Annotated in this window: 18 protein-coding genes; 10 read left to right on the forward strand and 8 right to left on the reverse strand. The window is 64.1% G+C overall.

Annotation, left to right across the window (positions count from 1 at the left end):
- Positions 1 to 116: 116 nt before the first annotated feature.
- Together art_RS20850 and ftsY are read right to left on the reverse strand one after the other, a co-directional pair.
- Entirely contained in the window at positions 117 to 782 is a 666-nt protein-coding gene (locus art_RS20850; RefSeq protein WP_052136031.1) for a response regulator transcription factor, read from the reverse strand.
- A 507-nt stretch (positions 783 to 1289) separates the two neighbouring features.
- Positions 1290 to 2477 (reverse strand): signal recognition particle-docking protein FtsY, encoded by a 1188-nt coding sequence (gene ftsY / locus art_RS05555; RefSeq protein WP_038463046.1) that lies wholly within the window; start codon positions 2475 to 2477, stop codon positions 1290 to 1292.
- Positions 2478 to 2491: 14 nt separating this feature from the next.
- On the opposite strand from ftsY, the gene art_RS05560 reads away from it, so the two are divergent.
- Together art_RS05560 and art_RS05565 are read left to right on the forward strand one after the other, a co-directional pair.
- Positions 2492 to 3805: an MFS transporter gene (locus art_RS05560; RefSeq protein ID WP_157875155.1), complete on the forward strand. Its 1314-nt coding sequence runs from the start codon at positions 2492 to 2494 to the stop codon at positions 3803 to 3805.
- Between the two features lie 434 nt (positions 3806 to 4239).
- Positions 4240 to 5616 (forward strand): sugar porter family MFS transporter, encoded by a 1377-nt coding sequence (locus art_RS05565; RefSeq protein WP_052136032.1) that lies wholly within the window; start codon positions 4240 to 4242, stop codon positions 5614 to 5616.
- Between the two features lie 436 nt (positions 5617 to 6052).
- Here art_RS05565 and smc read toward each other — a convergent pair whose 3' ends face one another.
- Positions 6053 to 9733: a chromosome segregation protein SMC gene (gene smc / locus art_RS05570; protein ID WP_173425224.1), complete on the reverse strand. Its 3681-nt coding sequence runs from the start codon at positions 9731 to 9733 to the stop codon at positions 6053 to 6055.
- Between the two features lie 250 nt (positions 9734 to 9983).
- Here smc and art_RS05575 point away from each other — a divergent pair, with 250 nt between their 5' ends.
- The 7 genes from art_RS05575 to art_RS05605 all read left to right on the forward strand — a co-directional run bounded on the left by art_RS05575 (position 9984) and on the right by art_RS05605 (position 22005).
- A complete protein-coding gene (locus art_RS05575) occupies positions 9984 to 11009 on the forward strand; it encodes a 3-oxoacyl-ACP synthase III (RefSeq protein WP_038463052.1) in 1026 nt (341 codons plus the stop codon).
- Positions 11003 to 13681, forward strand: coding sequence for an alpha/beta fold hydrolase (locus tag art_RS05580; RefSeq protein ID WP_253901488.1), 2679 nt, complete (start codon positions 11003 to 11005; stop codon positions 13679 to 13681). Before art_RS05575 ends, art_RS05580 begins: the two co-directional genes overlap by 7 nt.
- A complete protein-coding gene (locus art_RS05585) occupies positions 13678 to 14703 on the forward strand; it encodes an NAD(P)-dependent oxidoreductase (RefSeq protein WP_301537953.1) in 1026 nt (341 codons plus the stop codon). Before art_RS05580 ends, art_RS05585 begins: the two co-directional genes overlap by 4 nt.
- Before the next feature lie 92 nt (positions 14704 to 14795).
- A complete protein-coding gene (locus tag art_RS05590; protein ID WP_162182031.1) occupies positions 14796 to 17399 on the forward strand; it encodes a LuxR C-terminal-related transcriptional regulator in 2604 nt (867 codons plus the stop codon).
- 185 nt (positions 17400 to 17584) lie between these two features.
- Positions 17585 to 19129, forward strand: a complete 1545-nt coding sequence (locus tag art_RS22650) for an LPXTG cell wall anchor domain-containing protein (RefSeq protein WP_038463056.1) — start codon at positions 17585 to 17587, stop codon at positions 19127 to 19129.
- Positions 19130 to 19303: 174 nt separating this feature from the next.
- The gene (locus art_RS05600) at positions 19304 to 20143 is read left to right on the forward strand and encodes an oxygenase MpaB family protein (protein WP_038463058.1); all 840 of its coding nucleotides are present in this window, start codon (positions 19304 to 19306) and stop codon (positions 20141 to 20143) included.
- Positions 20140 to 22005: a glycerophosphoryl diester phosphodiesterase membrane domain-containing protein gene (locus tag art_RS05605; RefSeq protein WP_162182032.1), complete on the forward strand. Its 1866-nt coding sequence runs from the start codon at positions 20140 to 20142 to the stop codon at positions 22003 to 22005. The genes art_RS05600 and art_RS05605 overlap by 4 nt, the downstream gene beginning before the upstream one ends.
- A 77-nt stretch (positions 22006 to 22082) precedes the next feature.
- Here art_RS05605 and art_RS21515 read toward each other — a convergent pair whose 3' ends face one another.
- The 5 genes from art_RS21515 to art_RS05630 all read right to left on the reverse strand — a co-directional run bounded on the left by art_RS21515 (position 22083) and on the right by art_RS05630 (position 25784).
- Complete coding sequence (locus tag art_RS21515; protein ID WP_157875157.1) at positions 22083 to 22553, reverse strand: hypothetical protein; 471 nt, start codon at positions 22551 to 22553, stop codon at positions 22083 to 22085.
- A 452-nt stretch (positions 22554 to 23005) separates the two neighbouring features.
- Entirely contained in the window at positions 23006 to 23935 is a 930-nt protein-coding gene (gene mutM / locus art_RS05615) for a bifunctional DNA-formamidopyrimidine glycosylase/DNA-(apurinic or apyrimidinic site) lyase (protein WP_038463060.1), read from the reverse strand.
- Positions 23935 to 24753 (reverse strand): ribonuclease III, encoded by an 819-nt coding sequence (rnc, locus tag art_RS05620; protein WP_052136034.1) that lies wholly within the window; start codon positions 24751 to 24753, stop codon positions 23935 to 23937. Before rnc ends, mutM begins: the two co-directional genes overlap by 1 nt.
- Positions 24754 to 24820: 67 nt before the next feature.
- Complete coding sequence (gene rpmF / locus art_RS05625; RefSeq protein WP_038463062.1) at positions 24821 to 25024, reverse strand: 50S ribosomal protein L32; 204 nt, start codon at positions 25022 to 25024, stop codon at positions 24821 to 24823.
- Positions 25025 to 25082: 58 nt separating this feature from the next.
- Positions 25083 to 25784 carry a DUF177 domain-containing protein gene (locus art_RS05630; RefSeq protein WP_367643764.1) on the reverse strand — a complete coding sequence of 234 codons (702 nt, stop codon included), beginning with the start codon at positions 25782 to 25784 and terminating at the stop codon, positions 25083 to 25085.
- Positions 25785 to 26056: 272 nt separating this feature from the next.
- On the opposite strand from art_RS05630, the gene art_RS05635 reads away from it, so the two are divergent.
- Positions 26057 to 26443, forward strand: a complete 387-nt coding sequence (locus tag art_RS05635) for a hypothetical protein (protein ID WP_038463067.1) — start codon at positions 26057 to 26059, stop codon at positions 26441 to 26443.
- The last annotated feature ends 106 nt before the right edge of the window (positions 26444 to 26549 follow it).

Genomic DNA, 26549 nt, shown 5'->3' on the forward strand with positions numbered 1-26549 from the left:
CGGCGTTACATTTGCCGCCCTGAGGTTAATTTGGGGCGACGGGGATGTTTCCGGCTTGTGTCGGACGCCGAAGCGTCGGACTCCGGAGCCAGGCACCAGGGACTCCGGAAACGGATCTAGGCGATGCGCATCTCGGTCACAATGACGGCGATCTGGACCCGGTTGGCTACGCCAAGTTTGCCCATGACATTGGAGACCAAGAGCTTCACCGTTGCTTCGCTCAGGTGCATCTCCGCAGCCAGCTGCATATTGGTTTTTCCTTCGGCCACACCCTGGGCAAGTACGCGCTCCCGGGTGTTGAGGGTGTCGTAGCTGCTGCGGCGGTGGACATCAAGGGAGGCACCGCGTGCCATGAGCGCCTCACGGGCTACGTCACTGAGCAGGATCGCCCCGCCGCGCTGGATCATGCGCAATGCCACCGGCAGGTCCTCGGCAATCAAGCCTGGATGCAGGAAGGCCGTGACCCCGGCAAAGACCAGGTCTTCGGCAACGTCGAAGGGGACCTCACCCATGACAACAACAATCGGCGGATTGTCCGTCTCAATCAGGGAGCGGCACGTCAGTGCCAGGTTCTCGCCCTGGATTGTTGCATCAACCAGCACCAGGTCCACTGCTTCGGTGGACATGACAGCCAGCATCTCACTTGAGTTGCTAACGCGGGCCCGGACGTCGATGAACTCCGCCTGGACAAGCAGCTGTGTCAAGCCCAACCCGGTGATGTAATCACATCCCACCACGGCCATGCGCAGCGTCACCGTCTCTTCGGCGATTCCTGCATTCAATGAATTTTCCCCTGTGCTTCCCTACTAGAATTCTATTTCCGTCAATGGACTTCCGGACCGGCAGGCCTGATGGCCCTCAACAATGTCTTGGTTGAGGCTCAATGCACTGCAGATTCCAATAAGACCAGCCTGGGGTGTTCACCCCGCAGTTCACCCCACAGGCCTTGACAATTCTAACCCAGTAAATTTGGACACGTGGCTAAATGCACTTTCCTTACGACTAGTCGTCCGCCACGTCACACCTACTGGCCAGTAGACTATTTCCGCACCACCACGGCAATTCGTAGGACACGGCATCCGTTCGGACAATTGAATGCGGGCATATTCAATGTTGCATAGTTTATGCCATTTATATTTTGTGCCCGATTCCACAAAGTAACCGCGGCAGCCTCCACAAAGTAACCGCGGCAGCAATTTTACAAATGCCTCGTTAAACAAGAAATGCCCGCCGAAGCGGGCTTTCCTTGTCTTTATGCTGGCACCGAGTCTCCGGCACCACGCTAAAAGCTAGTTCAGCAGGGCATCAACAAAGCTTTCAGCATCAAACGGGGCCAGATCGTCGGCGCCTTCGCCAAGACCCACGAGCTTTACGGGGACTCCCAGTGTGTTCTGGATGGCCACCACAATGCCGCCCTTGGCCGTGCCATCCAGCTTGGTCAGCACGATGCCGGTAATGTTCACAACCTCGGCGAAAACCTTTGCCTGGGTCAGGCCGTTCTGACCGGTGGTTGCGTCCAAGACCAACAACACCTCGTCCACAGTTGCCTGCTTTTCAATGACACGCTTGACCTTGCCCAGCTCGTCCATGAGGCCTACCTTGTTTTGCAGGCGCCCAGCGGTGTCGATCATGACAACATCGACTTCCTGCTCGATGCCTGCCTTCACCGCCTCAAAGGCGACGGAGGCTGGGTCCGCCCCATCGACGTCGGACTTCACGGTGGGAACACCCACCCGCGCACCCCAGGTGGCCAACTGCTCGGCGGCGGCGGCGCGGAAGGTGTCGGCCGCACCGAGCAGCACGTCCTTTTCCTCGGCGACGAGCACACGCGCCAGCTTGCCAACCGTGGTGGTCTTGCCGACGCCGTTGACGCCAACCACCATGAGCACGGCCGGGCGGTCATCGTGGCGGGCGATGTTCAGGCTGCGGTCCATGGTGGGATCCACCAGCGTGATGAGCTCCTCGCGCAGCATGGCCTGGACGTGCTCGGGGCTGCGGACACCCAGCACCTTCACGCGCTCGCGCAGCGTGTCGACCAGGCTCATGGTGGCGTCGGTGCCGATATCGGCCAGCAGCAGCGTCTCCTCGACCTCTTCCCACACGTCCTCATCGATCGTGTCGCGGGAGAGCAACGCCAGCAGGCCCTTGCCCAGTGCGTTGTTGGACTTGGACAGGCGCGCGCGCAGGCGTACCAGCCGTCCCTCGACGGGCAGCGGGGTCTCGATCGACGGCGCAACCGGTTCAACAATTTCCAGGTCCGACGCCGGAGCCTGGGTTTCCGGGCGCTCCTCCACCAGGGTGCCGCCGCCCTGGGCCTCCCCCTGGCTTGCGGGATCCAGCGGTGCCGGGTCGTTGGCATCGCGCGGGCCGGTGTAGTTCTGGCTGTTGCGCCGGGCCTTGATAAAGACGGGAATGAGGCCGCCAATGACGGCGAGCCCAACAACAATGGACAGGATGATGGGGAGAAGTTCGTTCACCCTCCCAGTCTCTCATGTGGGGCGGGTGGGGCCAGTTTTCGCGGCATGTGACACACTCTTCAGTGATGTCAATGCCTACTTTCCCCTCCAAAAAGACGCTTGCTCCGGCGGCCGCGACACTGCCCCGTGAGATCAAGGTGCTCGTTGCGGCCGCGTTCCTGATCGCGATCGGCTTTGGCATCGTCGCGCCCATTTTGCCGCAATTTGCGCAGAGCTTCGACGTCAGCGTGACGGCGGCCGCCGTGGTGGTCAGCGTGTTTGCGCTCACCCGGCTGGTCTTTGCCCCGCTGAGCGGCTGGCTCGTGGAGCGCATGGGTGAACGCCGCACCTACATCTTGGGCATCCTGATCGTGGGCGCCTCCTCTGCAGCCTGCGCCTTTGCCCAGGACTATTGGCAGCTGCTGATTTACCGCGGCCTCGGCGGCATCGGCTCCACCATGTTCACGGTGGCGGCCATGGGGCTTCTCATCAGGCTCGCCCCGCCGACGGCACGGGGGCGCGTCTCCAGCCTGTACTCCGGCTCCTTCCTGCTGGGCAACATTGCCGGCCCGGCCGTGGGTGGGCTGCTTGCCGGCTTCGGCATGCAGCTGCCTTTCTTGGTTTACGCCGCAGCGCTGGCTTTGGTTGCGTTGCTCGTGGCCACACAGCTGCCGGCAATTAAGTCCGACGGCGGCCGCTCCGTTGCGCGGGCAGGCGGCGCCGCCGCCGGGGCTGGTTCGGGCGGTTCGGGCGCCGCGAAGAAGACTGTTCTGCCGTTGCGCGAAGCGTTGGGCCTGCCCGCCTACAGGGCAGTCCTGACGTCGGGATTCGCCAACGGCTGGTCGGCCTTCGGCATCCGCATGGCCCTGGTGCCGCTCTTTGCCACTGCCGCCCTGGGTGCCGGTCCGGAGGTGGCAGGCATCTCGCTGGCCGTGTTCGCCATCGGAACCGGCGTGGCCTTGACGTTCTCCGGCAAGCTCGCCGACACGTGGGGCCGCAAACCCATGATCCTGTCCGGCCTGGCCGTCAACGGCATCGCCATGGGCGTTCTCGGCTTCACAGGCAACGAGTTCTGGTTCTTCCTGGTCTCCGCAATCGCCGGCCTGGGCAGCGGGCTCATGGGTCCGGCCCAGCAGGCAACCGTGGCAGATGTGATCGGCAACGAGCGCTCCGGAGGCAAGGTTTTGGCCACCTTCCAGATGAGCTCCGACCTTGGCGCCATCATCGGTCCCATCGCCGCAGGCTTCCTCGTCGACGCGTTTTCCTATGGGCCCGCATTCCTGATGGCGACCGCCGTCGCGCTTGTCAGTTTCCTGTTTTGGCTGCCGGCGAAAGACCCGCACCCCTGACGCTGCCTGCTCCGTAACTGCAGTGCCCAGCCTCCGCGGCCGACCCGCAAACATCCGATGTAAGTGAGCTAAAATACACTCTCTACCAGATGAATGTGTCGTTTGGCACTTAAAGCATCTGATGTCTAGACTGATTCAACGAAGTATTCCAGCCAGCAGGCATGGAACGTTGTGGCAACGAAGCCCGGTTCGAGGCCTTTGCCCCCACTTTCCAGGTCCATGCTGCCGGTCGAAGCCGGCCGCAGCCGGGAATTGGGTGAAGTTGTCCACCAGGCACACCAAGAACCGCCATGGCTTGAACACCGCGCCGCCCGCAGTGTTCAAGGGCCCACACGCGAAGTGGCACAGAAGCCGCCTTCAGGAACCGGATCCGCCGGGCCTGGCACCCTGCCCTGCTGCTTGCTGAACATGAACTGCCACAGAAATTGGAAGTAATGAAGCAAGACATCCCAGAAGTCACCAAGCCGCGTGACCACAGCACCGAAGCCATCCCCAAAGTGGTCATCCTCATCGCAGTTCTGGCGGGGTTCTCCGGACTCCTCTATGGCTACGATTCGGGGGCGATCTCCGGTGCGCTGCCCCTGCTCATCAACGACTTCGGCATCGATGCCGGGACCCAGGGCCTGATCACCTCGCTCCTGCTCTGGGGCGCCCTGCCCGCCATCATTGGCGCGACCCTTGCCTCGAAGCGCTACGACCGCCGGCACCTGCTGCTGGTCGCCGCCGTCATCTTCATTGTCGGCTCGCTGATTTGCCTGTTCGCCACCGACATCCCCATGCTGATGTTCGCCCGGTTCTTCCTGGGCCTGGCTGTGGGCATCGCCAACATGTTCGGACTCATTTACCTCTCCGAGCTTGCCCCCACCCGTATCCGGGGACTTCTCACGGCCCTCTACCAACTCTCAGTCAACATCGGCATCCTGTGCGCCTACATCGTGGGCGATGCACTGCACGATGCCGGTGCCTGGAACTGGATCCTCGGCGCCGGTGTCATCCCCGCCGTCATCTTCTTCGTCGGCATGCTGCTCAGCCCGCCCAGCCCGCGTTGGCTGCTCATGCGCGGGCGCCGCGATGAAGCCGTGAAGGTGTTGCGGAAACTGCGCGCCACCCACGAGATCGCCGAAGAGGAAACCCTCGCCATCGAGGCCAGCCTCAAGCAGCAGGAAGCCGGGATCTCCGCCCTATTCAAGTCGGCGCGTCCGGCCATGTCTGTGCTGTTCATCCTGACGTTCTTCCAGGTCTTCACCGGCATCAACGCCGTGGTGTACTACGCCCCCATCATCTTCGCCGATGTGCCGTCCCTGGGCGATAACCCGGGCATGATCGCCAACTACGGCGTGGGCATTGCGCTCGTGATTTCCACGGCGGCATCATTGCCCTTGATCGACAAGCTGGGCCGTGTCAAGATGCTCGCCATCAGCATGGCCGGTCAGGCCGTTTCCATGCTGGCCCTGTGGATTTTCCCGGAGTCCGGCTACCTCACCATCGCCGCCGTGTTCATGTACACGTTCTCCTTCGGCTTCGGGCTGGGCCCCGTGTTCTGGCTGTACGTGCCCGAAGCGCTCCCCCTGCGCATGCGCGCCATTGGCATGGGCGTCATCACGTTCACCCAGTACCTGTTCAACGCCATCTTTGCCCAGGCGTTCCCGTCCGCCATGGAGCGGTTCGGCCCCCTCGTGTTCCTGCTGTTCGCCGTGCTCTCCGCGGTGGCGTTCGTCTACGTGATCCGCCGCGTGCCGGAGACCTCAGGGAAGTCCCTCGAGGAGATCGAGGAATACTGGCGCAGCCGGGAAGCCGCACGCCAGAAGTAGCCCGCCCCCCCTCGCAAACTGGCCCGCAGAAAACGGCGAAAATTCACGGTTTTGACGTGATTTTTCGGCGTTTTCTGTGGGTCAGTTTTTTAATGTGGGGGTTTCATGATGTCCGACGGCGGCATTTGGCTTCCGTGCCGCGCGGCGCCCCAGGCGGGTGAGGGTGGGTGACGAGACGGGCGCCGGAGACGCGGGGCAGAAGTTGAGATCCGCTGCCGTTCCGCACACCCGCCGCTCACGCCGGCCCGGCCCGGAACTATCTGCCCCGCACCATAATCCCGATCCCACCATCGCCACCTGAACTGCTGCAGTGACGGCAGGGCCGAAGGTGCTGCCGCGTTGGGAAAAACACCCCCGAAGGTGCTGCCGCGTTGGGTCTTGACGGCCGGCGAACCGGCGCTGCTTGCTCCCTTCAGGCTCGACCAGGGGCGTTGCGTCAGGCGGGTGAGTCGGCGCGGTCCATGCGCTGGCTGATGACTGTTGAGACGCCGTCGCCCCTCATGGAGACCCCGTACAGGGCGTCGGCCACCTCCATGGTGCGCTTTTGGTGCGTGATGATGATCAGCTGGCTGGACTCGCGCAGTTCCTCGAAGATGGTGAGGAGCCGGCCCAGGTTCGTGTCATCGAGGGCGGCCTCCACCTCGTCCATGACGTAGAACGGCGACGGCCTGGCCTTGAAGATCGCCACGAGCAGCGCCACGGCCGTCAACGAGCGCTCCCCGCCGGAGAGCAGCGAGAGCCGCTTGATCTTCTTCCCGGCCGGCCGGGCCTCGACCTCGATGCCGGTGGTGAGCATGTCGGACGGGTCGGTCAGCACCAGCTTGCCCTCGCCGCCGGGAAAGAGCCGGGCAAAGACGCGCTCAAATTGGGCGGCGGTGTCCTCGTAGGCGGCCGTGAACACTTCCTCCACGCGGGCATCGACCTCCTTGATGATGTCCATCAGGTCCTTGCGGCTGGCCTTGAGGTCCTCCAGCTGTGAGGACAGGAATTGGTGGCGTTCCTCCAGCGCCGCAAATTCCTCCAGCGCGAGCGGATTGACCTTGCCCAGGGCGGCCAGGTCCCGTTCGGCCCGCTTGAGCCGCTTCTCCTGTTCGGCGCGCACAAACGGGGTGCTCTCGCGGATCTCCGCTCCGGTTTCGTCAACCTCAACACGCAGCGCCGCCCACCTGTCGGTCACCTCGCCGGGCCCCAGCGGCACCAGCGTGTCCGGACCATACTCCCTAATAAGGTGGTCGACGCTGAGCCCCAGTTCCTCAATGGACTTGTTCTCGAGCGTCTCAATGCGCAGCCGTTGGGCGGCCCGGGCCAGCTCGTCCTTGTGCACGGTGTCCGTCAGCAACGCCAGTTCCTTCTCGGCCCCGGCCGTCGAACCGCGCACCGCCATCAGATCTACCTCGCGCGCCGCCCGCTGCTCCTCCGCCTCATCGCGAACGTGCTCGGCCAGCTCAATCGAGTCCGCCACGAAAGCCGCGATGCGCTCCGCAGCCATGGCCACGGCGGCAGCCTTCCGCGCCTGGAACAGCCTCCGCCGAGCCCGCTGCGCCGCCTGCTCCCGCGCCAACTTCTCGGTCGCCGCCGCCCGCTCCAACGCCGCAGCCCTGGTGCGCACGGTGTTCAGCGCCTCCTCCGTGCTGCGCAGGGACAGCCGCGTCTCCAGCTCCACGGCCCGAGCCGCTGCCGCCGATGCGCCCAGGGTGTCGCGCTCCTCCATGGAAGGTTCGACGTCGGCCGGCGCCTCCTGTGCCTTGGCCAGCCTCCGCGCCACCTCCTCGAGCGCCTGCTGCTCGCGCCCCAGGTTCGCCGTGGCCGCCTGCACCGCCTGCGCATGCCGCTCCGACTCCCCCGCCGCCGAACGCAACGTTGCACCCAAGGCTCCGAGCCGTTCGGCCACCGCGGCCAGCCGCGCATCGGACTCGTGCAGGGCCGCCAACGCATCGGTCTCGGCCGCAGCCAACGCACCCCGGCGCCCCTGCAAACCGGCCAGCGCAAAGCGCGACTGCTCCCCGCGGGCCACCGCCTGCGCCAGCGCAGCCTCCGTCTCATCCACGGCCGCCTGCAGTTCAAGCAGCGACGGCGCCATGGCCGAGCCTCCCTGCACCCACCACTTCGTGAGCACATCCCCGGCCGCCGTCACCGCCGTCAACGACGCGTCAATGGCCAAAATGTCCTGTGCTGCCGCCACATCCGGCACCAGCACCACGCCGGCCAGCAGCGCGTCGAGCGTGTGCCCCAGCGAATCCGGTCCGCTCACCTGTGAACGTCCGACGGCGGCACCCGCCACACTGCCCGCCGCAGCTGCCGCGGCCTGCTGCAGGGCGGCCTGCGCGGCGGCATGTTCCGTTGCCGGGGCGGGCGAACCGCCAGCGTGGTCCGAACCTCCAGCGCCGTCCGCAGCACCGGCCCCGCCGTCGGCAAGGATCAGGGTGACCCGTCCGCTGTCGTGGGTCTTGACCAGGTCCAGCGCTGCCAGGGCGGCGCCAAAATCGGTGACGGCAACGCCCTCGGCCGCGGCATTCAGGGCGGCGGCGATGGCGGTTTCGTGGCTGGGGACCACGTGGATGAGCTGTGCCATGGACGCCAGGACGCCGTGGGGCCGAGCCTCGAGAAGCGCGGCGCCGGCGTCCTGGCGGAGCAGGCCCGTGGCGAGGGCGTCGCGGCGGGCGGTGAGCGAATCGCGTTCACGTTCGGCGGCAAGCTGCTCCGCCGCGGCAGAATCGATCCGCGCGTCGACCTCACCCAACGCGGCGGCGGCCTCCTCGTAGTCGGAGTCGAGGCGCTCCTCGCCGGCTTCGACGCCGGCCACCTGGGATTCCAGGGCGGCAAATTCCTCGGCGGCCGTGCTGTGGCGTTCGGCGCCGGCGGCCCGGCTGTGGTGCAGGCGGCCAATTTCCGCCTCCGCCGATTCCACCCGGGAGCGGGCCGAGGCGACTTTTCCGGCCAGCCGGGCCAGGCCCTCACGGCGGTCGGCGGTGGCGCGCAGCTGGTCGCGGACGCGCTGTTCTTCGGCCCGCACGGCAGCCTCGGCGTCCTCCTTGATTTCCATGGCCGTTTCCAGCCCGAAGCGCTTTTCCTCCAGGGCCAGGTCCAGCTCGGCTTCCTCGGCGCGCAGGCGCACGGCCTGCTGGGCCAGCTTGTCGGGGTCGCGGCTGGGGTCCGGCACGGCGTCGGTGGCGCCGAGGTGGCGTTGGCGTTCGGCGGCCAGCACACCTAGGGCCTTGAGCTGTTCGCGGGTGGCGCTGAGCTGGTACCAGTTGTCGCGGGCTGCGTTCAGCACGGGTGTTGCCGCGGCGCCAGCCTGCTCCAGTTCCGCCTGCCGGGCACGGCCGCTCTGCAGCTGCGCCTCCACCAGTTCGCGGCGGTTCTTGAGCGCCAGTTCGGCTGCGGCGTCCTGTTCGACGGCGGTCGTCAGCGTCACAATGTCATCGGCGAGGAGGCGGGCCCGTGCGTCGCGGACGTCGAACTGCACGCTCTGGGCCCGCCTGGCCACGGCGGCCTGCTTGCCCAGCGGGGCGAGCTGGCGGCGAATCTCCCCCGTCAAATCGCTGAGCCGGGCCAGGTTGGCACCCATGGCTTCCAGCTTGCGGAGTGTCTTTTCCTTGCGGCGGCGGTGCTTGAGGATGCCGGCCGCCTCCTCGATGAAGCCGCGGCGGTCCTCGGGCGTTGCATGCAGCACCTTGTCCAGCTGGCCCTGGCCGACGATGACGTGCATTTCCCGGCCCAGCCCGGAATCTGACAGGAGTTCCTGGATGTCAAGAAGCCGGCAGGAGGTGCCGTTGATGGCATATTCGGACCCGCCAGCCCTGAACAGGGTGCGGGAGATGGTGACCTCGGCATAGTCGATCGGCAGGGCGCCGTCGGAATTGTCAATGGTCAGGGCAACATGGGCCCGGCCCAGCGCCGGACGGCCCGTGGTGCCGGCGAAGATGACGTCCTCCATCTTGCCGCCACGGAGCGTTTTGGCCCCCTGCTCGCCCATGACCCAGGCCAGCGCATCAACCACATTTGACTTGCCTGAACCGTTGGGGCCGACAACTGCCGTCACACCAGGTTCAAAGTCGAAGGTGGTGGCCGAGGCGAAGGACTTGAATCCGCGCACGGACAAACTCTTTAGATGCAAACTGTTTTCTTCTCCCGTGCCGGATCCGTTCCCCCACCAATCTACCGTGAATCTGCCCCGGGCACGCTGCACGGCTGATCGTGTATGCAGTGTGGCGCATGTGCACTAACCACCCTGCAAGGTGCATAGTTAAGGGTGCGTCTTGTTTTGCACGGGGGGCCGGCCAAGGCACTCCCCGCACGACTCAAGGCACAGTCACTTGATTTCCGGTGGCATCTGACACCGAACACCACAAGAAAAAGGCTGGATTTTGATCGGCAACGCTACGTTTCGTCACCACAACACCGCCTTGCTCGCTGTCTCAAGCGTTGAGGCTCCGGTACTCGTAAAGTCCAGCGACTTTGACACCCGGCTGGCCCCGAGCCTCAAGCGGCTGCGGCTTTCGAAGCGGCTGTTGGAGCGGGTCTCAGGCGTGGAAGAACGCCGCTGGTGGGCCCCAGGCACCGAGTTTGACGACGGCGCCATCGAAGCAGGTGCCAAGGCCCTGGCCGAGGCAGGCATTGAGGCAGGCCAGGTGGGTTTGCTGATCAACACCTCCGTCACCCGCCGCAACCTTGAACCATCCGTTGCTGTGAGGGTCCACAACGGTCTGGGCCTGCCGTCCTCGGCCATGAACTTTGATGTGGCCAACGCCTGCCTGGGCTTTGTCAACGGCATGACCCTGGCCGCCAACATGATTGACTCAGGCCAAATCAAATACGCCTTGATCGTGGCCGGCGAAGACGCCCAAGGCACCCAGGAAGCAACCTTTAAGCGGCTGAACGATGAAAATTCCACCCGCGAAAACTACCTGAACGAATTTGCCACCCTGACCCTGGGCTCCGGCGCGGCAGCAGCGGTGATGGGTCCGGCAGATTTACACCCCGGCGGCCACCGCATTTTGGGTGGCGTCTCACGCGCAGGAACCCAGTTCCACGAACTGTGTGTTGGCGGGCAGGACGGCATGTTCACCGACACCAAGGGGTTGCTTGACAACGGCCTGGAACTTGTCACCGATGCGTGGCATGAGGCCCACACCGACGGCTGGGACTGGCGCACCATGGACCGCTACGTCACCCATCAGGTTTCCAAGTCATACACCAACGCCATCATCAAGGCCGTTGATCTGTCCCGCGCCAAGGTGCCCGTCACGTTCCCCAAATGGGGCAATGTGGGCCCGGCCTCGCTGCCCATGACGTTGGCCCAGGAATCCCAAACCCTCAACAGCGGCGACCGCGTGCTGTGCATGGGTGTGGGCTCCGGCCTGAACACGACGATGATGGAAATTGCGTGGTAGCAGTGGCCCCATTGGAAGTTGTCCCTCCGGCGGGCGGTCTTCCCCAGCCGTGGCCCGGTGTCCAGGCCAGTTGGCGCCGCACCCTGTCCGTCCCCTCCACGGCAGCCGTTGACCCGGCAGGCACACGCCGGCACTGGCATTACCTCGACAACGAGGCCGACGTTTTGGCCACCGGCATCGAGCCGGTCGGCACCTTGCTGTGCGTGCACGGCAACCCCACGTGGTCGTATCTGTGGCGCAGCCTGCTCGCCGGCGCCACCTCCCCCGCAACGCTGGCCGCCGGCGGCCCGTGGCGCGTCATCGCCGTCGACCAGCTCGACATGGGCTTCTCCGAACGCACCGGCACCTTCCGCCGCCTCGCCGACCGCATCACCGACCTCACCGACTTCACCGCCGAACTTGGCCTCGCCGGCCCGGTTGTCAGCGTGGGGCACGACTGGGGTGGCCTGATCTCCCTCGGCTGGGCCCTGGCGCACCCAAGCCAGCTGGCCGCCGTCGTACTGACCAACACGGCGGTCCACCCGGCCGGCTTCTCCCTCCCACCGGCACTGAAGCTTGCCCTGCATCCCGCCGTCCACAAGTGGGGTACGACGACGTCTTCCGCATTCCTGCGCGTGACGCACGGTTTGGCGCAACCCGCGTTGGGTGACGGCGTCCGGGCCGCGTTCCTGTCCCCGTACCGGTCCGTGGCGCGGCGCGCCGGCGTGGGGAACTTTGTGGCCGACATTCCGGCCAGCCCGGAGCATCCCTCCTATCCAGCGCTTTCCGGCGTTTCCGAGGGGATCCGTTCACTTCAGGTGCCCGCGTTCATGATGTGGGGTCCCAAGGATCCGGTGTTTTCGGATCGGTACCTGCAGGATCTGATCACGCGGCTGCCGCATGCCGACGTGCACCGTTTTGAGGGCGCCAGCCACCTGGTCCAGGAGGACCGCGACATTGCCACGCCCACGTTCGCGTGGCTGGCGCGGAACGTCCTGGCCACTGCCACGCCCGCCCCCGCTGCCGCCCCCGAAGCAGTGGAACCGTACGTGCCCATGCTGGCCGAACTCGACGCCCGCCGCACTGACACGTCCACGGCTGTTGTCGACATGCTCCCCGGCGGCGGAACACGTTCGCTCACGTGGGTGCAGCTGGCCCACGACGTTGACGATCTCGCCGCCGGCTTGGCGGACCTGGGTGTTTCGGCCGGCGACAGGGTGAATCTTTTAGTGCCGCCGGGCATCAACCTGACCACCTTGATTTATGCCTGCCTGCGTTTGGGCGCCGTCATTGTTGTGGCAGACGCCGGGCTCGGAGCGAAGGGCCTCAGCCGCGCCATCAAGGGCGCCCGCCCCGACTTCCTGGTCGGCATTGATCGGGCATTGGCCGGTGCCCGGTTGTACAACTGGCCCGGTGTGAAAATTGCCGCGGAGGACTTCACCCCGTCGACGGCTTCGGCCAAGAAGGCCATGTTCGCAGTTGCCGCGACCGTTCCGCAGCTGATGGCCAACGGCCGGGTCGTGCGCCTGGCCGGCAACCCGGCCACCTTTGTAACGCCTGGCGCCGACGACGATGCAGCGGTGCTGTTCACCTCCGGCTCGACCGGCCCGGCCAAGGGTGTGGTGTACACGCACCGCAAACTTGCCGCGATGCGGGATACGCTCAAGGCAACGTACAAGCTGGAGGCCGGGACCGCCCTGGTTGCAGGTTTTGCACCGTTCGCCCTGCTGGGCCCGGCCCTTGGAGCCACCACCGTCACCCCGGACATGGACGTCACCGCCCCGCGGACCCTGACCGCCGCCGCCCTGGCTTCGGCGGCAGCGGCGATCAACGCCACGGTGGTGTTCGCCTCCCCCGCAGCACTTGTCAACGTGGTGGCGACCGCGGCGGAACTTTCGACTGCGCAGCGAACGGCGCTGGCCGACGTCGGACTTGTCTTGTCAGCGGGCGCCCCCCTGGGGACGCCTCTGCTGGAAAAGGTGCAGGCGCTTGCCCCGGACGCCGCCCTGCACACCCCGTACGGGATGACCGAGGCGCTGCCCGTCACGGACATTGACCTGCCGGGCATCCAGGCTGCCGGCACCGGAAATGGCGTGTGCGTCGGGCTGGCCGTCAGCGGTGCGACCGTGGCGATTGCCCCGGTTCGCCCCGATGGCACCGTGGTGCCCGATCCGTCATTTGCGGCCGATGTGACGGGCGAGATTCTGGTCTCCGCACCTCACGTCAAGGAACGCTACGACCGTTTGTGGATCACGGAACAACACAGCATCTCGATTCCCGGATGGCACCGCACGGGCGATGCTGGGCATCTGGATGATGAAGGCAGGCTATGGGTTGAGGGGCGGATGGAACACATCCTGACCACTCCCGCCGGTGTGCGGACTCCGGTTGCCGCCGAGCAGGCCATCGAGTTGCACCCTGTCGTGGCGAGGGCTGCCGTGGTGGGCGTTGGGCCCTCCGGCACGCAGGCTGCCGTGGCCATCATCGAGACTGTTCCGCCGGCCAAGCATGCGGGGCTGGCGCCGTCTGCACTGGCCGCCGAGGTGCGTGCCGCCGTGGACCTGCCGATGGCCGCCGTCATTGTCGTCGAGGCCATGCCGACTGATGTGCGGCACAACTCCAAGATCGACCGTGCAAAGCTGTCACGGTGGGCTGCCCGGATGCTGGCCGGGGAAAAGGCGGGAAGGCCGTGAACAAGGAGTCTGCTTCCGGTTCTGCCACCTCTCCCGGAGCGCGCCGCGTCCTCGTGACCGGGACCAGCGGAATGCTGGGCCGTGCCGTCGCGCAACTGCTCTTTGACCGCGGATACACCGTGCGGACGCTGCAGCGTGGCGCTGTTGAGGCCCCGTGGGAGTCGATCCAGGGCTCTGTGGTGGACCCCGATGTTGCCGCACGTGCGGTGGCTGGCATGGACGCCGTCATCCACTTGGCCGCGAAGGTTTCCTTCACGGGCGAGTGGAACGACTTTGTGTCGACGAACATCGTGGGCACCCGGCAACTGATCTCCGCCGCCCAGCGCGAGGGCCTGCGCGACTTCGTTTTTGTCTCCTCACCCTCCGTGGCACATTTTGGCGCGTCCATTGTGGGGGCACAGGCCGGGGCTGCTGATCCCGAACTGGCCCGAGGACACTACGCCAGGTCCAAGGCTGCTGCCGAGGAAATCGCCCTGGCCGAGGACTCCCCCAACTTCCGGGTGACCTCCATCCGCCCGCACATTGTGTGGGGGCCTGGCGACACCCAGCTCGTGGAGCGCGTGGTGGAACGGGCGCGCGCCGGCCGGCTGCCGCTGTTGGACGGCGGCCGTGCACTCATTGACACCACCTACGTGGACAATGCCGCCGAAGCCATTGTCCGTGGTCTTGATCGCATGGACCAAGCACACGGCCAGGCACTCGTTGTGACCAACGGCGAACCACGGCCCGTGGGCGAATTGATTGCCGGTATTTGTGCCGCTGCCGGAGTTAAGTCCCCTGGATATTCCGTGCCGGGCTGGCTGGCCCGCGGAGCAGGCTCGATCATCGAAAGGGCGTGGACCGCAGCCGGATCGCGTGGCTGGGTGCACGACGAACCGCCCATGACCCGATTCCTGGCAGAACAGCTTTCCACCGCCCACTGGTTCGACCAGCGCCACACGCAGGCAGTCCTGGACTGGACACCCTCCGTGTCACTTGACGAGGGCCTGTCCCGGCTCTCGGAGCATTACCACAACAAGTAGTATTGACGGCACCCTAGCGAGGATTGTCCACTACCTGATATTGCCGTGACACATACCTCATTTTGCAAACAATGGGCACTACAATAAGTCCAATGAGCCCAAATGCCCCCCCCGTTCCCAAGATGCTGCCTTCTCGAATGCACCTTGAGAGCGGGGCCTTTCTTGCCACCAGTTCCGGCGCCCCGCTTATTGTCCTGGGCAAGAGCGGAAGCGGCCGCACCGCCTTCGTGAACCGGATTCTCGGAGCGCAGGCGCTGCCCGAAAAAGCTGTGCACCGATTGTCCGGCGCCCATGCCCTGCGCGGTATTCCGTTTGCAGCCCTCGCCACCGTGGTGGCACAGCTGACTGGCCCCGCGTTTCGCACCGACTCCCCCGCACATCTGATGGCGACACTGGCCCGCAGTGCAGCGGCTCAGCGATCCACCATCTTCATCGACCATTCCGACGCAATCGATGACCAGAGTGCTGCTGCGTTTTCTCAACTGGCAAGCAGCGGGGCACTCTCTTTGGTCTGCATCGCCCGGTCAATTGCCACACTCCCGCAGCCCGTCCGCCAGCTGGCCGTGTCGTCGGCAGCTCACCGGGTGGAGCTGGAGGCTATTGGTCTTGATGACGCCGTGGTGTTGCTGGAGGAATTTCTTGGCGGCCGCGTGAACGCCAGTGCAGCCACCGTCTTACTCGGCCATGCCGGCGGCAATCCGCTGCACCTGCGTGAACTTGCTTTTGATGCGCAAGCCCATGACGCCCTCACGGTGCGCAGGGGGTACTGGACGTTGGGCCAAGGATGGCATCCCCGTGGGGAACGCATCACCGAACTCATATCCACCCGGCTGGCAGAACAGTCGGGAGAACTCCGTGAGGCTGTGGAGATACTGGCACTGACGGGTGAGTTGCCCTTGGGCTTCGCGACGGCGCTTGTTGCTCCGGAGGTGTTGGATCGGGCCCACGATGCAGGGCTGCTTGACATCCAGGGCAGCTCTGGCGAGATTCCCACCGCGGCTTTGGGATCGGCGCTCACACCGGAAACGGTGCTGGCGACACTGGGGCGCAGCGCGCTTCGGGCGCATTCGAACCTCATCCGTGCCGCACTGCCGCGCGAGAAAATGCATCCCCAGACCAGGCTGTCACTGGCCCTGCACAGCCAGAATCTCGACGTCCTGACCATTCCGGCCGAGCTCCTGCAGGATGCAGGCGCGGCGTGCCGGGCTCGCCAATTTGAGGCCGTCTTGGTGTTAACCCGGCTGGTCCACGACGGAGGGTTTGCCCAGTGGGCGGATGTGGCTTCGCGGATTGAGCTGGCCCTGCTTCGCGCCGAGGCCCTGCAGGAGACAGGCCGAGCCGATGAAGCACTCCTTGTTCTGTCATTGTTCCCGGAACAGGAGGTTGACCGGGTCCGCAGTCTTGCCGCCTGGATTGAGTTCAGCGGCCGCGGCAACCTGCCTGCTGCGCTCGCCCGTTTGGCTGTCCGCGAGGATGACAGCATTGAAATTCGGGCGTTCGCGCGGCTTCTGGCCTTAGTCGGCAACCAGCCCTGCGATTTTGAAGCATTGACCGCCGATGCCACAAACCCTGCAGTTTCTGCCAACCTGCGGATGTCCATCAGCAGCCAACTACTGGTTGAGGCAAGCTATCGGGGCCTGCCCACAACGGCTCTGGAACAGATCGTGCGGCTGCTTGACTGCGAGCTGTGGCAGCTGTCCTCACCGAGCTCCCGCGGGGAGATACTCCAGGCCATCCTCCTGGCGGCGCATTCGGACAGTACTAGCGAACCCCGGCTCTCAGCAATCTACGCCCAGCTGGACTGGGACAATCTCGCCGTTGACCATGCCACCTTTGTGGTCTCACAGGCCTGGTCTGCGCTTGAGTCCGGGAATGCCAGCCTGGCCGCGGACCTGGCCGGACAAGCGCTGGCACTTGTCGATGTGGTGGACCCGCACCAACTCACGGGTTTCATAGCAGCCTGCCAGGGCGCCGCGTCAGCAATGCTGGATGACCGGAAGGGAGCCGCCTCCGCCTACGAGCTGTTTCATTCTTCCCCGGTGACCGGTGGCCACTCCCTTCGAGCGGAATCGGAGCGCGCCATGCTGGGCGTCGAGTTTCACCTGCACGGCCGCGACGCCGCCTGCCGGTACTTTGAGCGGCTCGTGGACACTGCACGGGCACGCGGCCGCGACCTCCTGGTGATGAGGCTGTTCCATGATGCCTGGCGGCTTGGCCTGCATGAGGATGCCACGGCAGTCAGCGAGACAGCTGCCGGGGTGCAGGGCGCTCTGGCGGCAAGCCTGCGCCGGTACGCCGACGTTTTGGGCGAACACCATGCGGACGTCGAGGACGTGGTGGCCGAACACGTCGGGGCAGGGCGCATACTCTTTGCCGCGGAATTAGCCAACCGGGCGGCAAACCTGGCCCGCGACGGCGGCCGCCGTGCGCGCGCCTCCACCCTGCAAGGCATGTCCGCCGATTTGGCCCGGCCGCTGGCGAACGTGAACACCCCCTCGCTGGGGCGCACCCGCATCCAGCTGTCGTTGTTGACCGAACGTGAGCGCGAGGTGTGCATCCGTGCAGCCCGCGGGGACAGCAATGTCTCGATCGCCGATGAGCTGTACCTGTCACCCCGAACGGTTGAGGGGCACCTGCAGCGGGCCTACACCAAATTGGGAGTGGTCGACCGCCGGCAGTTGCTTCCCGTAGTGTGACGGAGTCTTTTTTACCCATTCAGACCTAGGCACTACTCGATGTTGCGCAGAAGACTACCCAGTCCTCAAAATCCCGCTTTTCTGCTGGCATGCTGGAAATACACCGGCGGTTTCCAGTGCATTTCTTGTACGTTTTCGGGTGACTACTTTCCCTTGCCGGTTCTTCCCATCACGAAAGGATTACCATGCAGGCATCAAAGCGGCGCCCTTCCCAGGTCTCACCCTCAAGCAAGCGCGCCATGACCGCTGCAGTCTCCCTCACGGTCGCCGCGTTTGTATTTTCCGCAGCCCTCCCTGCCAGCGCGAATGACGGAGGACCCCTCACCGAGGTTTCCGCTCCGGCAACTGCCCCGCAGGCGCCAGCTGACGCTGCACCCCTGGCCCCGGAGGCCGCGGCACTGGAGGTGTTGGCCCCGATCATCACCTCCACCGGGCTATCCCACCCGGTAACCTCGGGCGAGACGTCCTCGTTCAGCGTCAGCGTCGGGGGCGGCTTGCTGGGATCCCCGAAGGCGGGCGGCTTCGTCTTCATCATGGCTAACGGTGAACCGTTGCAGGTCAGGGAACTCGTGGACGGTTCCGTCACCCTGGACATTCGCCCCTTGGCCAACGCCAATGGTGCCGCGATCTCCATTCTCTACTCGGGCGACGACAACTATGACCAAGGCGAGCTGGAGCTCGGCGCCCTCGAGGTGCTCCCAGCAGTGACGAACCTGGCCCTGCTCGTGCCGGATCGGCCTTCGTACTCAGGTAGTCGCCTGTGGATAGATGCCACTGTCACATCCGATAACTCGGCAGTGCACGGCAGCCCGGACGGCACCATCGTGCTCACCCGCGACGGTATTGAAGTTGACCGAGCCGAAGTTAAGGGAAGCCACGATCCGGAGCGCCGCTTCGCCGAACCCGGCGAGGACCTGACCGCGAAGGACGTCCAGGAGATCATTCCGTTGGAGGTAACGAATCCCGACTTCGCTTTCGGTTCGCCCGACAGCTTTGAGCTCCGCGCCCACTTCTACCCCCGCAATGGTTTTACCGAAGCCACGGATAAGCCCTACACAGTTGTCAGCGGGGCTGCCCCCACCGAAGTTGAGATCTATGTGGGCGAGGACGTGGAAGGCTCGGCCGGCACTGTCACTGGCACCACAACGATCTTTGCGGCAGTCCGCCCGCTGACCGAAGAGATCTATCAGGCAGCAGACATCTCCGGCCAGCTCCGCTTCTATGCAGACGAGGAACTCGTCGGGGAAGTGCCTGCCGAGCCCCTCGGTTCCGCCATTATGACGTGGACCCCGAAGGCTTCCGGCACGGTCACCCTGCGCATGGAATACGTCCCCGACACGCTCAACCACGTGGGCTCCATTCAGGAAGCGGTGGTGAAGGTGGAGTTGCCCGTCAAGCCTGATGAGACCAAGCCCGACGAGGAGAAGCCCGACGAAGTCAAACCTGACGAGACCAAGCCCGACGAGGTAAAGCCCGACGAAGTCAAGCCGGACGAGACCAAGCCCGACGAGGTAAAGCCCGACGAAGTCAAGCCGGACGAGACCAAGCCCGACGAGGTAAAGCCGGTGAAGGTGGTTCCGGCGAGCAGCACCATGAAGAGCACGGCGCTTGCCCAGACCGGTGCAGAGGGTTCATTGTTCCTGCTTGGTGGTGCCGGAATTCTTTTTGCTGGTGGCACATTGGCAATGGTCCTGGCCCGACGCCGTAACCGCTCAACTGAGCTGTCCTAGCAGAAACACCAACTGCGTCGTCGTGGCTCATTGATCAGCCAGACGAATTCTGTCCCGGGTCGCCATACTGCGGCCCGGGGCAGGCGCGTTGGATACGGCGGGCCGCACGCACCAATCTTTGGTGGCCTGCTTCACTGGATGTACTCATACAAACAAAGAATATTGCGAGGAAACATGGCGGACACAGCAGGCCCACTCACCGACGACGGCTATTTCGGCCCTGACAGCATCAGTTGGACGCTTTTCTCGGACCCCTCTTCAAAGCTGGGCGGTGTCGCTGCCATTCTCCTGCAGGCACTCAATCCCATGATGATGCGCTTGTTTGATCAAACCAGCGGTTTTGCAACAGACATGGACGGGCGCGCCGAACGCACAGGCCGCTACATTGACACCACAATTTTTGGCGACAAAGCGCATGCCGACGCCGCAGGAACGTCCGTGCGACGCATGCATGCCCACGCCCGTTGGACTGATCCTACAACGGGTGTTGAGCTGCGTGCCGACAATCATGAGTGGCTCGTCTGGACCCACAACACGGTTGTCTGGGGCGTCCTGCGAGCCTCAGACAAGTTTGGTCCGGAGCTGTCGGTGGCGCAACAGGATCAGTTCGTCCGGGAACAGCACAAGGCTGCCGAACTGGTGGGAATTGACCCGAGCGTGCTCTCCACTACGCGGGCCGGGCTTGATGCCTACATGGACGAGCAAAAGAGCTGGATGGCTTTGACCCTGCCTGCAGCGGAAATCTCCCGTGGCTTGCGTAAACCCAACCTCAAGGGCAATCCGGTTACGGTGTGGGCGGGCATCATTATTCAAGACGGCGTACTGTCGATGCTCCCCGACTGGGCGCATGACCTCTACGGCATCCATGGCCGACCCATGAACCTGATGCGCGCTGCCAACACCACACGACGCTTCGTTGCCGGCGCCCGCAAGAAGACTTCCCGTGCCGAGCTCATCTCAGAAATCACCGAACGCGTCAGCAACCATCCCTACCGCAAGGTTCGCCAGCGTTGAGTACACCCCGGCCACGGTTTTGGTCCTATATCCGCGAGTATCTCTCAGGAGCCCTTGACCTAATCCGCCAGGGCGGCGCCCATCTCTTGGTACTGGTTTTGGCCATGCAACTAGTCGTACTGGTCGTGGTTCTGCCGATTCTTCGATGGTTGTTCAAGGAAGCATTGCGCGCCAACGGCATGCATGGTCTGGACCTGGGCGGCATGACAACTGTGGCGGGCCTGCCGCTCACACTTGGACTGGTGGCGTTGTTGTGCGCCCTTGCCTTCTGGCTCTTGTGTTTGCAGTTCGCCATCCTGGTGGTCTTCCTCAGCCGGTTGAATGGGCAGGGGCCGCCCACCGCGCGGGAGATGTTTGGCGCTGTAGGCAAGGTGGCCCGCAAACTGTTGCGACCGTCGTCGTTCCCGCTGTTCTGCTATCTCTTTTGGGTTTTGCCCATCACCGGGTTCGGTTTCACGTCGGTGCTGATTCAGGGCATCGCCATACCGCCTTTCATCTCTGGGGAACTGTACAAGAGCGTTGCCTCGGGAGTGCTCCTGGTGCTGTTCCTGCTGGTGCTGGGCTTCATCAACGTCCGCCTGGCGCTCATGGTTCCGGTATTTGCCCTCACTGATGCAACGGGTGGGCAGGCAGGCCGGGCGAGCTGGCGTCTGGTGCGGGGGCCGGGCGAACTGGTTCTGGTGGTTTCCGTCGCCACGGTGCTATTGGGCGCCAGCGTGGCCAGCGCCTTACTGATGGGAATGGCACTCATTCCGACGGCGGTCAGTGACGCCATTGCCCCGGCTGCGTCACCGGTGGTGGCCGCGTACAGCCTTGGTGCGGCGCAGCTGGTGGGGCTGCTGCTCACCGGCCTGGTGACTGCCATGGTCTCGGCGGTGCTCGTTGTGGCATTGCGCCGAAGCCAGGGAAAGCTGCCCGCAGGTCTGGAGCTGCATGCCATCTCCAACCCCGGACCTGCCGCGGCCGGAGGGTCTGAAAACTCGGGGCAGCGACGGCGCGGGCCCCGGATTTTGCTGGCGGCGGTCTCGGCAGGACTCGCACTGGTGTTGGGCACGGCCGCACTGGACACCATGGACCAGCTGGCGAAACACCCGGACACCTTGGTGCTGGCCCATCGCGGCTTCTCCGACGGCGGGGCTGAAAACACGGTTGGCGGGCTGGAGGCGGCTTCCAAGGCAGGCGCAGACCTGGTGGAAATTGATGTGATGCAGAGTCGGGACAACGAATACGTGGTCATGCATGACGTGAACCTCAAGCGTCTGACCGGGCAGAACGTGGAGGTCAAGGATCTCAGCATCGCTGAACTGACCGTGTTGCAGGTCCGCGACTTGGCTGGCCATGAGGGCAGCATCCCGACTTTGTCGCAGTACATCAACCGTGCCCGGGAACTGGAGATGCCGCTGCTGATTGAGATCAAGCTCAGCGGAGCAGAGCCGGCAAACCATGTGGACCAGCTCGTAGCGGCACTGGAAGCCTTGGACGCCCTTGACACCAACATTTACCATTCCTTGGACAAGCCCAGCGTCGAACGACTCAAGCGGCTTCGTCCCGATTTGTCGGTGGGGTACATCATGGCTTTCGCTGCGGTGGATGTGCCGGATACTGTGGCGGACTTCATCGTTGTCGAGGAGTGGACCGCAACCCCTGCCATGCAGCACGCCGCCAACCGAGCCGGTCTCGGGTTCATGGTCTGGACCGCCAACGACGAAGAGCGGCAGCAGGAATACTTGCGCCGCGACGTGGACGGGATCATCACCGACCGTCCCGACACGGCCCTGTCTTCCCGCTCGTCCATGCACGGGGAGAGTGGTTTGGCGCCTGTGCTGCTGGACGCCCTGAAACGGTTCGTGGTGGTTTTTTAGCTGCCATGTCAGCAGCCCGAGTATCAGCGCTTGTAGTTCACGGAACCCAGGGAGATGGGCGAGGCGTTCGTGGCAACTCAGTCCACTGCCAGCTCGCCAAGGCGATATAGCTGCTCAGATTCGCCGCTGCCAGAGCGGAGCACACGTTCAAGTGAGGCAACTTCGCCGAGCTCCCCCTCATCCAGCGAGTCTCCCTGTTCCAGGTGGCTCCCACCAGCACCGAGCGTGGAACGGAAGTCGCGGTCCCAGTTGACGCCACCATTGCCCAAAATCTTGTTGGATAGTCTGCCGGTCACCCGAATGGCCTCACCCTGCACCGTCTGTGCCGCCCCAACCGAGGGTACGGGCAAGTCCCACAGAGCCTGTCGGCGTGTCTGCCACGATCCGTCGGGCACATTGATCGCAGATGTGCCGTCGTGGAACACGCGCTGCCCGACGGGTGCAGCCCCCATGAGTCGGTAAAGCCCACGGAGGCTGGTCGCGATTTCTTCGAAGCAGTCGGGGTTGCAGGACTCCCTTGAACGACTCCCTGTGGAACTCGTAGTCATTTCCACTCCGTTCGACTTCGCTCCGCATTTCCGGGGTGATTACTTCGCCGTGCGCCAGCAGCACATGGGCGATCCGGGTGGTTTCAGTAATGGAGCTGTTGCCTGTTCGGGCGAGCCCGTGCAGCAGGACAGTCTTGCCTGCGCGGTCCACGACGGTGGTTGAAGCCCCACGCTCGAGCATCACTTCCGTGGCCTGGACTCTTTGGCCGCCTCCGGCAGCCTGACGTGGGGTCTGACCATGGCTGTTGGGGGCATCGAGACCCGGTGCCGCAAGCCATACGATGAGTTCATCAGGGCAGTCCCGGAAGCCAATGGAGGTCACCTTGTTGTAACTGCCTCGTGCATCGGGCTCGCATTTCTCAAACAGGCCTGCAGCTCGCTGAACGAAGCCGATTCCAGCATCTCATTTAGATCTTTGGGATGTGCCTTACGTTGGCGCGCCACTATCGTTGTCAGCGCATGCGCTGGCACCGCGGGCAATAATGCGAGGAGCGGTTCATGAACATGTCGCGGCGGATCGTCGTGGACAGCCCAAGGTCAGCGCACCGGTAACACGGTTCGCCCTCTCGGCCGTAGGCATTCAAGGATCGGGCAAAGTAGCCGGAGGCGCCGTTGACGTTGACGTAGAGCGAATCGAAGCTGGTGCCTCCGGCATCCAGTGCGCGGGACATGACATCTCGGGCGGCTTGGATGATCCGCTCGGTGTCAGGGCGGCGCATGGTCTGGGTGGGCCGGGCATAATGCATCTTGGCCGCCCATAGTGCCTCATCGGCGTAGATGTTGCCGATCCCGGAGACGAGGCCTTGATCCAGCAGTGCACGCTTCAGGCCTGTCTTGCGGGAGCGCAACTTTTGATGGAGCGCCTCGATGTCAAAGTAGGGGTCCAGCGGGTCTCTGCCAATGTGGGCGGCTTCCTCGGGGATCAGCGCCCATTCGGAGCCGTCGCCGCCCGGCATCCGGTCAGTGGTCGGCACAAGCGACGTGACGAAAAGGCCGCCAAATATGCGCTGGTCAATGAAGCGCAGCTCCTCAGGCGCGTCGTCGCGCGGAGAAAAGGAGAGCAAAACTTTCAGATGCTTCTCGTGCGGCTGCTCCGGCGATTCCACCAGCAGTTGCCCGCTCATGCCAAGGTGCGCCACAAGGGCGGTGTGCGGTTCCTCAGCAGAATCAGGGGCATCCGTCAGCGGCAGCCACAGGAACTTCCCGCGCCGCACAACATCCAATACGGTCGCGCCGATGAGATTGCCGCGAAAATCCTCAACGCCCAGGGAATGCCGGCGGATGGACCGCGGATCCGGCACGGACACGGAGGTGATGCGACGTCCGCCGATCCACCGTTCCAGTCCCCGGCGGACCACCTCAACCTCAGGCAGTTCCGGCATTATTCGGACGCGGAAGTAGCGGCAGGCGCCCCGGACGCGGTGGAGGGTGCGCCGTCGGACGCAGAAGCAGTGGAGGCGGACGACGCAAAAGCAGGAGAGCCAGGCGCAAAGCGTTTCTCCAGCACAATCCAGCCTTCGGCGGCGGCGGCACGCTCGGCTTCCTTCTTGGACGGGCCGGTGCCGGCGCCATACGCAACGCCGCCGATCAGCAGCTGCGCAGCGAAGGTGCGGTCGTGATCGGGGCCGGTGCCGGTGATGTCGTAGACGATGGCGCCGAGGTGGCGGGCGGCGGCGATTTCCTGGATGTTTGTTTTCCAGTCGGTTCCGGCGCCGAGCACGGCGGCATCGGCGAGCAGCGGACCAACCAGGCGCATGACGAGCTCGCGGGCGGCTTCGATGCCGTGCGAGATGTAGGTGGCGCCGAAGAGGGATTCCATGGTGTCGGCCAGGATGGAGTCTTTGTTGCGGCCCTTAGTCAGGCGCTCGCCCTGTCCGAGATAAATGAATTCGCCTACGCCCAGCGAGCGGGCGATCGAGGCAAGGGCGCGGGTGGAGACCACGGAGGAACGGCGCTTGGCCAGCTCGCCCTCGGGAAGGGAGGGGTTGTCGCGGTAGAGGGCGTCAGTGACGGAGAAGCCCAGGATGGAGTCGCCCAGGAATTCGAGGCGCTCGTTGGTGGGGATGCCGCCGTTTTCATACGCATAAGAACGGTGCGTCAGGGCAAGACGAAGCGTCCCGGCATCAATACTGACACCGAGACGCTTCAACAGCAGTTTGTGTCCGTCCGTGAGCTCCGGTGATGGAAGTTCTACGGACATGGCACTCCTGCTAAATATTAAACAAATCGAACGGACCGGATGGCCGCACGGACGTCTTTAGACGTCTTTAGACGTCGGCAACCTTACGGCCCTTGTATTCCAAGAACAGTGCGGTACCGGCTGAGTCGGTGACGACCTTTGCCTGGTGCGGCAGGCTGTAAACAACCTCGCCGTTTTCGATGGACTTGACCAGAGCAGGCGCGGTGGCCTTCCACTGGGAACGGCGTGCGCGCGTATTGGCACGGGACATCTTCCGCTTGGGAACAGCCACGGCAAACTCTTTTCTCTCGATAACTCACGGACTCATGTCCGAAAGTAAAACTTTTTTGCTAGTTTTCTTCGCCGGTAAAGCCCTGAAGGGCAGCCCATCGAGGATCAACGACCTCGTGATGGTGCCCCGGCTCATCTGCAAGGTGTATTCCACATTCGGAACACAGACCCTCACAGTCTTCCCGGCACACCGGCTGGAACGGCAGGGCGGTTACCACTGCGTCCCGCAACACCGGTTCAAGATCGATAGAATCGTGCTCGATCCAACGTTGCTCATCTTCACCTTCAGCGAGGATATCCGCGGACGGCTCCTCGTAGAAGAAAAGTTCCTGCACATCAACTTCAAGTTCATCCTCGAAGTTCTCCAGGCAGCGGGAGCATTGGCCTGTCACATCGACAAGCACATTGCCCGACACCAGAATTCCTTCATGGACGGCCTCAAAACGGAGTTCCAGATCCAAAATGGATCCAGGCGTCACCTTGATGAGCGGGGTGCCAAAATCTTCCGGCACAGGCACATGTTCGTTGAATGTCCACATGCTGCCCGGGCTTCGCCCAAGCTCCCTGACACCAACGGTGAGGGGCGTGCCATGGTTGGACTTGTTGCCCAACGTGGTTTCGCTAATGAGAACTCCTGTAAAAACATATGACCGACGCACCATCTTAGCCCGAAAGCTCACGGGCATCAAAACGAGGCGTACCAGAGGCCAATTGGCCTTATCCAGTCTACGACAGCTGCGGCCGTTGCGACGACCCGCCATGCGTGATGTAACTCTCAGAGGTGCCCTTGTTTTAATTCCGCCGCCTGCGCGCGTGAAGCACGACGCCGGATGGCCGGGTTTTCCTGGTTTCGCCGGCCCGGGTCGTGCACCGGTCCGGGACGGCGTGTACTTGTCGCTGTGGGCGGTTCTGCGTGTGCCGGGCGGCCACCCATCCGGGTTCGGATGTTTCCTGATTATGCCCATACAGTTGTGTGGCTCTTTGGGCCGCTGCCTACGCCGATGCTTGTCTTTCTCCCTCACTTGCCACAGACATGGCGTCGTGGGAGGCGTTTTACGACGCATCGTTGACGGCCGGGCTGGAGTGGCAGTCCCCGCAGCTTGCGGCAGAATTCACCGTAACTGGAGATCGGCTTGCTCAGCGTCTGGCGGATGAGCTGGGGAGTGGGTTTGCCGTTGAGTTCCACTCTTACGAGCCCGGGGCCACCCGAACGCTGTTCAGTTCCGGCTCACCGGCCACGAATGCTGCCGCGGCGGCTGCGCTGCTGGGCCTTGTCCGGGCGGAAGAGGAACTGCAAGCGCGGCTTCGCTCCGACACGGCACCCGGCGGGAGCTGGTCTGCCTATGCTCCGTTGCCGGGGACTGTTTTTGGGTCCGGTTCCGGTTCAGCGCCCGGTTCCGGGTCTCAGGTTGGATATTGAGTCAGCAGGATGTGCATCGTTGGGCTCTGGCTGTGCGCATCTCCCGGCTGTTTTCTTATGCACCACGCTGGATCCTGGTGCCGCGCAGCAGCAAAGTCCATTTTGG

The organism is Arthrobacter sp. PAMC 25486, from assembly GCF_000785535.1.
Lineage (GTDB): Bacteria > Actinomycetota > Actinomycetes > Actinomycetales > Micrococcaceae > Specibacter.

Bases quoted from the DNA above. Each gene is read 5' to 3' on its own strand.
- art_RS05560 (WP_157875155.1), top strand. From the start codon at position 2,492: ATGTGGGGCGGGTGGGGCCAGTTTTCGCGGCATGTGACACACTCTTCA.
- art_RS05565 (WP_052136032.1), top strand. From the start codon at position 4,240: ATGAAGCAAGACATCCCAGAAGTCACCAAGCCGCGTGACCACAGCACC.
- art_RS05590 (WP_162182031.1), top strand. From the start codon at position 14,796: ATGAGCCCAAATGCCCCCCCCGTTCCCAAGATGCTGCCTTCTCGAATG.
- art_RS22650 (WP_038463056.1), top strand. From the start codon at position 17,585: ATGCAGGCATCAAAGCGGCGCCCTTCCCAGGTCTCACCCTCAAGCAAG.
- art_RS05600 (WP_038463058.1), top strand. From the start codon at position 19,304: ATGGCGGACACAGCAGGCCCACTCACCGACGACGGCTATTTCGGCCCT.
- art_RS21515 (WP_157875157.1), bottom strand. From the start codon at position 22,553: ATGACTACGAGTTCCACAGGGAGTCGTTCAAGGGAGTCCTGCAACCCC.
- mutM (WP_038463060.1), bottom strand. From the start codon at position 23,935: ATGCCGGAACTGCCTGAGGTTGAGGTGGTCCGCCGGGGACTGGAACGG.
- rnc (WP_052136034.1), bottom strand. From the start codon at position 24,753: ATGTCCGTAGAACTTCCATCACCGGAGCTCACGGACGGACACAAACTG.
- art_RS05630 (WP_367643764.1), bottom strand. From the start codon at position 25,784: ATGGCGGGTCGTCGCAACGGCCGCAGCTGTCGTAGACTGGATAAGGCC.
- art_RS05635 (WP_038463067.1), top strand. From the start codon at position 26,057: ATGGCGTCGTGGGAGGCGTTTTACGACGCATCGTTGACGGCCGGGCTG.